Source organism: Frankia sp. CcMO1 (genome assembly GCF_977945845.1).
Genome location: NZ_CDWTMG010000161.1, coordinates 1 through 10965, shown reverse-complemented (window position 1 = coordinate 10965; position 10965 = coordinate 1). Strand labels below are relative to the sequence as shown.

General features: G+C 70.7%; 7 protein-coding genes. 1 reads left to right on the top strand and 6 read right to left on the bottom strand.

Annotated features, from left to right (window positions below; all coding sequences use genetic code 11):
• Nucleotides 1-114: 114 nt before the first annotated feature.
• The gene (locus AC08OU_RS17300) at nucleotides 115-825 is read left to right on the top strand and encodes an ACT domain-containing protein (RefSeq protein ID WP_476601230.1); all 711 of its coding nucleotides are present in this window, start codon (nucleotides 115-117) and stop codon (nucleotides 823-825) included.
• A gap of 20 nt (nucleotides 826-845) precedes the next feature.
• Here the strand turns inward: AC08OU_RS17300 and ligA are convergent, their stop codons facing one another.
• The 6 genes from ligA to icmF form a co-directional block, all read right to left on the bottom strand.
• The gene (ligA, locus tag AC08OU_RS17295; protein ID WP_476601232.1) at nucleotides 846-2975 is read right to left on the bottom strand and encodes an NAD-dependent DNA ligase LigA; all 2130 of its coding nucleotides are present in this window, start codon (nucleotides 2973-2975) and stop codon (nucleotides 846-848) included.
• Nucleotides 2972-4093, bottom strand: a complete 1122-nt coding sequence (locus AC08OU_RS17290; protein ID WP_476605328.1) for a methionine synthase — start codon at nucleotides 4091-4093, stop codon at nucleotides 2972-2974. The genes ligA and AC08OU_RS17290 overlap by 4 nt, the downstream gene beginning before the upstream one ends.
• Nucleotides 4094-4194: 101 nt before the next feature.
• Complete coding sequence (gene mnmA, locus AC08OU_RS17285; protein WP_476601236.1) at nucleotides 4195-5253, bottom strand: tRNA 2-thiouridine(34) synthase MnmA; 1059 nt, start codon at nucleotides 5251-5253, stop codon at nucleotides 4195-4197.
• A gap of 79 nt (nucleotides 5254-5332) precedes the next feature.
• The gene (locus AC08OU_RS17280) at nucleotides 5333-6568 is read right to left on the bottom strand and encodes a cysteine desulfurase family protein (RefSeq protein WP_476601238.1); all 1236 of its coding nucleotides are present in this window, start codon (nucleotides 6566-6568) and stop codon (nucleotides 5333-5335) included.
• Nucleotides 6569-6661: 93 nt separating this feature from the next.
• Nucleotides 6662-7168 carry a MarR family winged helix-turn-helix transcriptional regulator gene (locus AC08OU_RS17275; protein WP_462188250.1) on the bottom strand — a complete coding sequence of 169 codons (507 nt, stop codon included), beginning with the start codon at nucleotides 7166-7168 and terminating at the stop codon, nucleotides 6662-6664.
• A gap of 202 nt (nucleotides 7169-7370) precedes the next feature.
• A complete protein-coding gene (gene icmF, locus AC08OU_RS17270; RefSeq protein ID WP_476605327.1) occupies nucleotides 7371-10682 on the bottom strand; it encodes a fused isobutyryl-CoA mutase/GTPase IcmF in 3312 nt (1103 codons plus the stop codon).
• Nucleotides 10683-10965 lie beyond the last annotated feature (283 nt).

Here is a 10965-nt window from a genome sequence, read left to right as displayed (position 1 = left end):
CCTTCGGGGTTTCCGTCACCTCGCCTTCGGCGAGGTTCCTGGGGGAGGCGCCGGCCGGCGGGGGCGTTATCTTCACGTGACCGGTCGGCCATCCCGCCGACATGCCCTTTGCGCATGCTCAGCTACATGTCGTACCTGCTTCGCCTCATGCTGCCGGACCGCCCGGGAACGCTCGGCGCAGTGGCCACGGCCCTGGGCAGGGCGAGCATCGACATCGTCAGCATCACCGTCGTCGAGCGCACCGCCGACGGAGCCGTGGACGATCTGCTCGTGCTCCTGCCACCGGGCGGCCTCGCCGATCGCGTCCTCACCGCCGCCCAGTCGGTTCCGGGCGTGATCGTCGAGTCGCTTCGGCCGTTTCTCGCCGACGGGGGCGGTGTCGGCAACGACCTCGACCTGGTGGACGCCCTGACCGATCGGCCGCACGACGCCGCGACGACCCTGACGGACCTCGCGCCCGGCGTCTTCCACGCCGACTGGGCGATGCTGCTGGAGCACGTCGGGCCGGATGACGTCCGGGTCCGGGAGACCTCGGTGGGCGCTCCGGCCCTCGGTGGGGACGATCTCGGTGTCCCTGAACGGGTCCGGTTACCCCTGCCCTGGCTGCCGCTGGAACGGGCGCGGCGGATCGGGGCCGAGGATGGCGCCTTCCCGCCTCGCTGGCGGGCGGTCAGCATGGAACTCGCCGCGGCCCCGGTCGGCGGCGACCGGCTGGTGATCCTGGTCGGGCGGCCCGGCGGCCCCCGGTTCCGCTCCTCCGAGATCGACCGGCTGGCCCATCTGGCGGGCATCGCCGCGAGCCTGACCAGGACGGGCCGTTTCTGAGTGGGGGAGCCTTCCCCACGTTATTCCACCGGGGTCTCGGCCTTCTCGGGACCGTCCACGGGAACGGCGAGCTTGCTGGCCGCGTCGACCCCCTGCGCCAGCAGAACGGCAAATCCGGCCTCGTCCAGCATGGGGATCCTGAGACTGCGCGCCTTGTCGTACTTCGAGGCCCCTGGATCCGTGCCGACGACGACGGCGGTGGTCTTCCTGCTCACCGAGCCGGTGACCTTGCCGCCGCGCGCCTCGACCGCCTCCTTGGCCGAGTCGCGGCTCCAGTCGGTGAGCGTGCCGGTGATGACGACGGTGACGCCGTCGAGGGGACGTGGGCCCTCCTCCGCGCCGACGTCGGCGAGCCGTGCCCCGCCGGCGGCGATCCTGGCGAGGATGTCGCGGTGCCGCTCATCGGCGAACCAGTCGACCACCGCGCCGGCGATCTTCGGACCGACCCCTTCGACCGCGGCGAGGTCCTCGGCCGGCGTGGCGGCGATCGCTTCCAGCGACCGCAGTTCCCGGGCGAGCGCCCGCGCCGCCGTGGGCCCGACGTGGCGGATCGACAGGCCGACCAGCAGCCGCCAGAGCGGCCGGTGCCGCGCGGCCTCGACCCCCCGCAGAATCTGGTCGATCTTCTTCTGCGCGAACCCGCGCAGCCCCTCGAAGGACTCGGGCGTCAGGTGGAAGATGTCGCCGATGTCACGCACCCGGCCCGCCTCGAGCAGGGCGGTCGCCGTCTCATACCCGAGCCCGTCGATGTCCATCGCCCCCCGGGAGGCGAAATGGAAGATCGACTCCCGCAGCTGCGCGGGACAGGAGACGGTGTTCGGGCAACGGATGTCGACCTCACCCTCGGGCCGCACCAGCTCGGTGCCGCACTCCGGGCAGCGCGTGGGCATCACGAAGGCCCGCTCGGAACCGTCCCGCAGGTCGACGACCGGGCCGACGATCTCCGGGATGACGTCCCCGGCCTTGCGCAGGACGACCGTGTCCCCGATGAGCACCCCCTTGCGGCCGACCTCATCGATGTTGTGCAGGGTCGCGAGGCCCACCGTGGACCCGGCGACCAGGACCGGCTCCAGCTCCCCGAAGGGGGTCACCCGGCCGGTGCGGCCCACGTTCACCCGGATATCGCGCAGCTTGGTCGTGACCTCCTCCGGTGGATACTTGTAGGCCACCGCCCAGCGGGGGGACTTCGAGGTGGAGCCCAACCGGCGTTGCAGGGCGAACGAGTCGACCTTGACGACCACTCCGTCGATCTCGTGCACCACGCCGTGGCGCGCATCGCCCCACCGGTGCACGTAGTCCAGCACGCCGGGCACCACCGCCAGGACCTCGAAGTGGGTGGCGACGGGCAGCCCGAGCTCCGCGAAGCGGGCATAGGCCGCCGACTGGGACGTGGCCTCGAAGCCGCGCTGCGCGCCCAGGCCATGGACAATCATCTCCAGCGGCCGGGTGGCGGTGACCCGGGGATCCTTCTGCCGCAGGGATCCGGCCGCGGCGTTACGCGGGTTCGCGAACGGTTTGCCCCCCGCGGCCACCAGCCCGGCGTTGAGCTCGGCGAACTTCGCGGTCGGGAAGAAGACCTCGCCCCGCACCTCCAGCAGCTCGGGCACCCGCGGCCCGCGCAGCCGCACCGGCACGCTCGCCAGGGTGCGGATGTTGGGGGTGATGTCCTCCCCCGTCCGGCCGTCGCCGCGCGTCGCGGCACGCACCAGGTAACCGTCCTCGTAGACGAGGTCCACGGCAAGCCCGTCGATCTTCAGCTCGCAGAGCCAGGCGTCGACCTCGCTTTCCCGGGCCACGCGCGCCGCCCACTGGTGGAACTCGTCGTCGTCGAAGACGTTGTCCAGGGACAGCATCCGTTCGAGATGCTCGACCGGGGTGAACAGGGTCGAGTAGGAACCGACCACCTTCTGCGTCGGCGAGTCCGGCGTGCGCAGGTCGGGATGCCGCTCCTCCAGCGCGGCGAGCTCCGCCATCAACCGGTCGTACTCGGCATCGGAGATCGTCGGGGAGTCGAGCACGTAGTAGCGGTACGCGTGCTCGTCGAGCTCGCGGGCGAGGCTGGCGGCGCGGGCCCGCTCGTCCGCCGAAGCCGCCGCCGAAGCCACGCCGGATTCGTCGGCTGTACCGGCCGTGCCGGTTGTCGCGCTCACGACGGCGCGTCGACCAGAACCCGCCCCGCCTTCCGGCAGTGGCGCATCACCGTCCTGGCATCGTCCGTTCCCAGGCCCGCCAGGCCACAGGTCGACGTCACGGCGACCACCTCCCCGAGCTGCTCGGGCCGGAATCCCAACCGGCTCCACAGTGCGATGACGGGTTCGACCGTACGGCGGGCATCCGACAACTTCGGTGCGGCCGACAACTTCGGTGCGGCCGACACAGCCCGTCCGGCTGCACCAGCCGGTGCGGCCGGTCCAGTCGGTGAAATCGGCGCGGCCGGTGAAATCGGCCTGGTGGGGACGAGACCCGCCATCAACCGCACTCCGGCCTCCACGATCTCGCCGACGGCGTCGTCCTCGGCCTGGGTGAGCGCGGTGACGTCGAGACCGACGAAGTCCACGCCCGCCGCGCGCAACGCCGCCAGCGGCACCGCGGGAGCGCAGCAGTGCACCCCGACTCCGCCGGTCGCCGGCAGCGCCCGCAGGCCACCGAGCAGGATCCGCAGCCGCTCCACGACCAAGCCCTCCTCGACCGCGGGCAGCACCGAGAACCCGCTCGGAGTGCGGATCCGGCCCGCGAGCACCGCCGGCAGCGATGGCTCGTCGAACTGGACCAGGATCCGCGCCCCCGGGACGCGCTGGGCGATCTGTTCGACCTGTTCGACGAGCCCCGCGGCCAGTGCGTCGGCGATGTCACGGGTCGCGCCGGTATCTGACAACGCCTTGTGCCCGCGGGGAAGCTCCAGCTCGGCCGCCAGCGTCCACGGGCCGGTCGCGGCAATCTTGAAGGGTCCCGCGTAGCCGGCGGCGACCTCCGTCAACGCGTCCAGGTCGCGTTCGAGCAGATCCCGTGACCGGCGCAGGTCCAGGCCGGGTCGGGGAACCAGCCGCCAGCCGGCCGGCTGAAGGTCCACCGGCATGTCGACGAGGATCGCCGCCGCCCGCCCGACCATCGCACCCCCGGGTCCCCTGGCCGGCAGTTCGGGCAGATACGGCAGGTCCGGTAGCTCGTCGAAGACCAGCTTGACGGCCTGGGCCGCATCCGTTCCCGGCAGCGAGCCCACCCCGGTGGCCGCGCCGGCCGGCCACATCCGTGCAGCGTCAGTACTCATGTCTTGACATCCTCCGGGAGTCCGCGGGAGATCCCCGGCCACGTCCGCTCCGGGCCCGCTCCGGGCCCGCTCCGTCGACGGCCCGCCGACCAGGCGCCCGGCTAACCACCGGTAGTGCGGATGTGCCCTCCGCCAAGCACCCGGTCACCGTCGTACAGCACCACCGCCTGGCCGGCGGCCGTGCCGCGGACCGGCGTCGTCAGCGTCACGACGAGCTCCTCGCCGCGCGCCTGCGCCACCGCCGGTACCACCCCGCCGTGCGCCCGCACCTGGGCCAGACATGATACGGCCCCCTCGTGCGGCCAGACCGCCCGGTCCGCCACGAGCCGGCGCACGTCGAGCGCCTCGGCCGGTCCGACGGTGACCGTCGACGTCACCGGGGAGATGTCCAGCACATAGCGCGGCCGGCCGTCTGAGGCCGGCCGCCCGAGCTTCAGCCCGTGACGCTGACCCACGGTGAAGGCGTAGGCGCCGTCATGGTGCCCGAGCGTCTGCCCAGTCGTCGCATCGATGACCGGACCCGGCCGCGGGCCGAGCCGCTCGCGCAACCAGCCACCGGTGTCCCCATGCGAGATGAAACAGATGTCGTGGCTGTCCGGCTTGTCCGCAACGGCGAGGCGACGCTCGGCCGCTTCTACCCGCACCTGGGCCTTGGTGGAATCCCCGAGCGGGAACCGCGCGGCGGCGAGCTGCTCGGGACGCAGCGTTCCCAGGACGTAGGACTGGTCCTTGTCCGGATCCACCGAGCGGCGCAGGGTGCCGTCCGGATCGAGCCGGGCGTGGTGCCCGGTGACGACGGCGTCGAAGCCGAGCGCGAGGGCCTTGTCGAGTACGGCCGCGAACTTGATGCGCTCGTTGCAGCGCACGCAGGGGTTGGGCGTGCGACCGGCCGCGTAGGACTCGACGAACTCCTCGATGACGTCGGTCTCGAACCGGTCCGCGAGATCCCAGACGTAGAACGGGATGCCGAGGATGTCGGCGGCCCGCCGGGCGTCCCGGGCGTCCTCGATGGTGCAGCAGCCGCGGGCTCCGGTCCGGTCCGACTCCGGCGAGCGCGACAACGCCAGATGCACCCCGGTGACGTCGTGACCGGCGTCGACCGCCCGGGCGGCGGCGACGGCGGAGTCGACCCCGCCGGACATCGCGGCGAGCACCCGCATCAGACCATCACCTCCCCGAATCTCCGCCGAACCTCAGGGAACCACGTGGACGGGAGCGAGGCATCATGGGCATCGCATCTCAGGTGCCGCTCAGGCTGCCGCTCGTGCCGGCCAGCGCCCCCGCACGGCTCGCCCGCTCGACGACCGGCCCGATCGCCGCGACCAGCGCGTCGACGTCGCAGGCCCGTGAGGTGTGCCCGAGGGAGAACCGCAGCGATCCGCGGGCGTGTGCCTCATCCGCTCCCATCGCGAGCAACACGTGCGACGGCCTCGCCACTCCGGCGGAGCAGGCCGAGCCGGTGGAACACTCGATCCCCCAGGCATCGAGCAGCATCAGCAGCGAGTCTCCCTCGCAGCCGGGGAAGGTCAGATGGGCGTTTCCCGGCAGCCGGTGCGGCCCTGGACCGCCGCCGTCCCCGCCGCCGCCGTCCCCGAGCAGCGGGGCGCCGTTGAGCACCGCCTCCGGGACCTCCGCCCGGACCCGGCGCACCAGGTCGTCACGCAGGGCCGCCAGCCGGACGCTCTCCTGCGGCGCCTCGGCGCACGCCTTCGCCGCGGCCGCCGCGAACGCCGCCACCCCGGCCGTGTTCAGCGTTCCGGACCGGATGTCGCGCTCCTGACCGCCGCCGTGGGTCAGCGGCTCCATCGCCAATCCCCGGCGCACCACCAGGGCACCGACACCGATCGGCCCCCCGATCTTGTGCGCGCTGACCGTGATGGCGTCGGGGCCCTCGTCGGTGACGGCGATCGGGATCTGGCCGAACGCCTGCACGGCATCGGTGTGGAAGGGCACGCCGTGACGGTGCGCGATCGTCGCGAGCTCGGCAATCGGCTGAACGGTGCCGACCTCGCTGTTCGCCCACATCACCGACACGACGGCCACCGAGTCCGGATCCCGGTCGAGGGCGGCGGCGAGGGTGTCCGGATGCACGGTTCCCGCGGCATCGACCGCGAGCAGCTCGACCTCGGCATCCTGCGCCCGGCCGAGCCAGTCGGCGGTGTCCAGGACGGCCCGGTGCTCGACGGCGCTGACCAGTACCCGCCGCCGGCCCGGTTCGGCCCGGCGGCGTGACCAGTACAGACCCTTCAGGGCGAGGTTGTCACTTTCGGTACCGCCTCCGGTGAACACCACGTCGGACGGGCGGGCGCCCAGCACTCCGGCGAGCGTCTCGCGGGACTCCTCGACGATGCGGCGGGCACGGCGGCCACTGGCATGCAGAGACGAGGCATTGCCGGTATCGGCAAGCACCGCGGTGTACGCGGCGAGCGATTCCGGTCGCATCGGCGTCGTCGCCCCGTGGTCGAGGTAGGTCACAGCTTTAGAGGGTAGTCGCGGACGGGCCGACGGCGACGGGAGAGCGGATCACACCGATCTCCGGGGCGACCGTCGGATCAGGCGACCGTCGGATCAGAAGTCGCCGGCGGCCCGGCGCAGATCGGTCAGCAGGTCGATGAGCGTGCGCACCCCGCCGTCACCCAGCCCGGGATCGGCGAAGACGGTGTCGTTGAGCTTCTCGGTCGCGGCCATGGCAGTGGCCCGGCCCTCCTCGGTGATCTTCGCGAGAATCGCCCGCCGGTCCGTGGGATGCGGGGTACGCCGCACCTGCCCCCTCGCCTCCAACCGGTCGACCGCGCTGGTGACGCTGGTCGGATGGACCTGCAGCCGACTTCCGATCTTGTTGAGGGGCAGCGATCCGGCCCGACTGAACATCAACAGCATCAGCAGCTCATAGCGCGCGAAGGTCAGGTCGAGGGGGCGCAGGACCTCGTCAACCCGGGCGAGGACGATCTGCTGCGCCCGCATCAGGGAGGTGACCGCTGCCATGCCGTCCGCGGCCGCCCCCCAGCCGTGGGCAGTCCAGTGCCGATGGGCCTCCGCTATGGGGTCGGTTGGCAACGGTTTCGGGGTGGCCACGACTTGTCGACGCTCCTGCACTTCATGGGACGGTTCCCGCCCGGCCTGGCAGCCGGGGACCGTCGCGGCGGGCAGCGTCCATTGCACCCCAGGACGGACGCGCTGGCAAAGATTCATGCGTACCCGGAGATTGCCGCGGCGCCCGGCGCACCGACCAGCGTAACGCCGATCGATGTAACGGCGGGCGCCACCCGGGACATAATCAGACGTTACGGCGATACTGCCCACCCACGTCGAAGAATGCCTGGGAGATCTGCCCGAGGGAGCAGACGCGGACCGCCTCCATCAGCGCCGCGAACGTGTTCCCCCCGCTCCTGGCGACCTCCCGCAGATGTTCCAGGGCGGCGCCCGCCTCGGCGCCGTGCCGGCGGTGGAACTCCTCCAGCCGAGTGAGCTGAGATTGCTTCTCCTCCTCCGTGGCCCGCGCGAGCTCCATCGGACCTCCCTCGGAGTCGGGATCGGTGCCGGCCGACTCGGGCCGCAGGAACGTGTTCACCCCGATGATCGGCAGGGTGCCGTCGTGCTTGCGCCGCTCGTACAGCATCGACTCGTCCTGGATGCGTCCCCGCTGATAGCCGGTTTCCATCGCGCCGAGTACACCGCCGCGGTCGCTGATCCGCTCGAACTCGGCGAGCACCGCCTCCTCGACCAGGTCGGTCAGTTCATCGACGATGAACGATCCCTGCAGGGGATTCTCGTTGGCGGCGAGTCCCCATTCCTGATCTATGACCATCTGGATGGCCAACGCGCGGCGGACGGAGTTCTCCGTAGGAGTCGTCACAGCCTCGTCGTAGGCATTGGTGTGCAGGCTGTTGCAGTTGTCGTAGATCGCGCACAGCGCCTGCAACGTGGTCCGGATATCGTTGTAGGCCATCTCCTGCGCGTGCAGCGACCGGCCCGACGTCTGTACATGATACTTCAGCATCTGCGACCGGGGGGCGGCACCGTATCGCTCCCGCATGGCCACCGCCCAGATCCGGCGAGCCACCCGCCCGATGACGGTGTACTCCGCATCCATCCCGTTGGAGAAGAAGAACGACAGGTTCGGGGCGAAATCGTCAATGCGCATCCCTCTGGCCAGATAGGCCTCGACGTAGGTGAAGCCGTTGGCCAGGGTGAACGCGAGCTGGCTGATAGGATTGGCGCCGGCCTCGGCGATGTGATAGCCGGAGATCGATACCGAGTAGAAGTTCCGGACCGCGTGTTCGATGAACCACTCCTGCACGTCCGCCATCGCCCGCAACGCGAACTCGGTGGAGAAGATGCAGGTGTTCTGCCCCTGGTCCTCCTTGAGGATGTCCGCCTGCACGGTGCCACGGACCGTGGCCAGCGTGCGGGCCCGGACCTCGGCGGCCTCGTCCGCGCTCGGCTCCCGGCCGTGCTCGGCGCGGAAGGCGTCTAGGCGCTGGTCGATCGCGGCGTTCAGGAACATCGCCAGGATCGTCGGCGCCGGGCCGTTGATGGTCATCGAGACGCTGGTCGACGGATCACACAGATCGAACCCGGCGAACAGGACCTTCATGTCGTCCAACGTCGCTATCGACACGCCCGACGTGCCGATCTTGCCATAGACGTCGGGCTGGGACGCGGGATCGCGGCCGTAGAGGGTCACCGAGTCGAAGGCGGTGGACAGGCGGGTCGCGGGCGAGCCGGCGGAGAGGAAGCGGAACCGGCGGTTGGTCCGGAAGGGGTCACCTTCACCGGCGAACATTCGCGCCGGGGCCTCTCCGGCCCGTTTGAACGGAAAGACGCCGGCGGTGAAGGGGAAATAGCCCGGCAGGTTCTCACGCCGCAGGAAGCGGATCAGGCGAGCGTCGTCGTCGATGGCGGGTACCGCCACCCGCCGGACCGGAGTCCCGCTGAGCGTGGTGCGCACCAGCGGGGTGTGGATCTCGGTTCCCCGGACGAGATAGGTCATCTTCTCGCCCTGACGTTCCTCGACGATCGCCGGCCATTGCGCCAGGAGCTCCCTCGTCCAGAGAGCCAGGGCGGCTTCGGCCTCGTCGCGCAGCATGGCGAGGGTGGTGAGCTCCGCCGGCGCCGCGCCAGCGCCAGCGATGGCCAGTGCCGCAAGGGCCGTCGTCAGATGCTCACGACGGCGGGCCAGCAGTGCCTGGCGCTCGGTCTCGGCGTGATAGCCCCGCACCGTCTCGGCGATCTCGGCCAGGTAGCGTACCCGGGCGGACGGAATGACCGTGGTCAGCTCGGTGGAGGTCCGCCCGTGCACCGGATGCAACGAGCCGGACACGGTAGACAGATCGTGTTTGCGTAGCCGCCCGACGAGGTGCTGATACAGGGCGGTCACCCCATCGTCGTGGAACCGGGCGGCCGAGGTGCCGAAGACGGGCATGTCCTCCCAGGACTGGTCAAACGTCTGCCGGTTGCGCACCAGTTGCCGGGCGACGTCACGCCGGGCATCCTCGGCGCCGCGCCGCTCGAACTTGTTCACCGCCACCACGTCGGCGAAGTCCAGCATATCGATCTTCTCGAGTTGTGAGGCCGCACCGTACTCGGGTGTCATCACGTACAGCGAAACATCGCAGAACGGAACGATCGCCGCGTCACCCTGCCCGATGCCCGGCGTCTCGACGATCACCAGATCGTAACCGGCCACCCGGCAGGCCGTGATCACATCCGCCAAGGGAGCCGGAACCTCACTGCCCCCCGCTCGCGTCGCCAGGGACCGGAAGAACACGTTCCCTGCTGTGCCGTCACCCAGGGAGTTCATCCGGATGCGGTCACCGAGCAATGCACCGCCGCCCCGCCGACGGCTGGGGTCGATGGCGAGCACCGCGATCCGCAGGCTGTCGCCCTGGTCGAGGCGGAAGCGCCGGATCAGCTCGTCGGTGAGTGAGGACTTTCCCGAACCACCCGTGCCGGTGATACCGAGGACCGGAACCCGCGGCCGGCAGGCGGCCTCGTCCTGCAGCGCCGCCGCGAGTCGCGGGTCCCGGCCCACCTCGAGCACGGTGATCGCCCGGGCGAGCGCGCCGTCCTCACCAGCCGCCACCGCATCAAGCTTCGGCCCGTCCTCCGTCAGATCGACGTCACAGGCCTCGATGATCATATTGATCATCTTCGCGAGACCGAGCCGTTGCCCGTCCTGCGGGGAGAAGATGCGCGCGACCCCGCGCGCGTGCAGCAGGTCGATCTCCGCCGGCACGATCACCCCGCCGCCGCCGCCATAGACCCAGACGTTGCCTGCTCCGCGCGCGCGGAGGCGCTCGATGAGGTAGCTGAAGTACTCGACATGCCCGCCCTGATAGGACGACAGGGCGATCCCTTGGGAGTCCTCCTGGATCGCGGCGGTGACGACCTCCTCGACGCTGCGGTCATGCCCGAGATGGATCACCTCGGCGCCCTGCGCCTGCAACAGGCGACGCATGATGTTGATCGCCGCGTCATGCCCGTCGAAGAGTGAGGCCGCCGTCACGATCCGGACCGGATGAACTGGTGTGTGCAGCGCGGCAGCCGGCTCGTGCCGGCCGTCGGAGGACATCGCGTCGGAGGACATCGAAGCGGCTCCCGGGGACGATGTGGCGGACGGAGATACCTAGAACCCTTAGCTTCCAGATAGTAGGACATCCATACAATAGATGCCACCATGACCAGGAGGCGGAAGCCGGCCGCTCCCGCGACCTGCCGGGCTCCGGGCAGGGTGTCCGGGCAGCCGAGTTTTGGGGAGCCAGTCACGGTCCAGGGAGCGCAGACCGTATTCAGGTCCCCCGAATTCGGTCCCCCAGATTCGCCGGCGGCGCTGGACTGGAGCGGGTGCCGCCAGCCAGTAGTCAGAAAAT

Excerpts from the sequence above, each read along its gene's own strand:
- AC08OU_RS17300 (WP_476601230.1), top strand. The coding sequence starts at position 115 with ATGCTCAGCTACATGTCGTACCTGCTTCGCCTCATGCTGCCGGACCGC.
- AC08OU_RS17290 (WP_476605328.1), bottom strand. The coding sequence starts at position 4,093 with ATGAGTACTGACGCTGCACGGATGTGGCCGGCCGGCGCGGCCACCGGG.
- mnmA (WP_476601236.1), bottom strand. The coding sequence starts at position 5,253 with ATGCGGGTGCTCGCCGCGATGTCCGGCGGGGTCGACTCCGCCGTCGCC.
- icmF (WP_476605327.1), bottom strand. The coding sequence starts at position 10,682 with ATGTCCTCCGACGCGATGTCCTCCGACGGCCGGCACGAGCCGGCTGCC.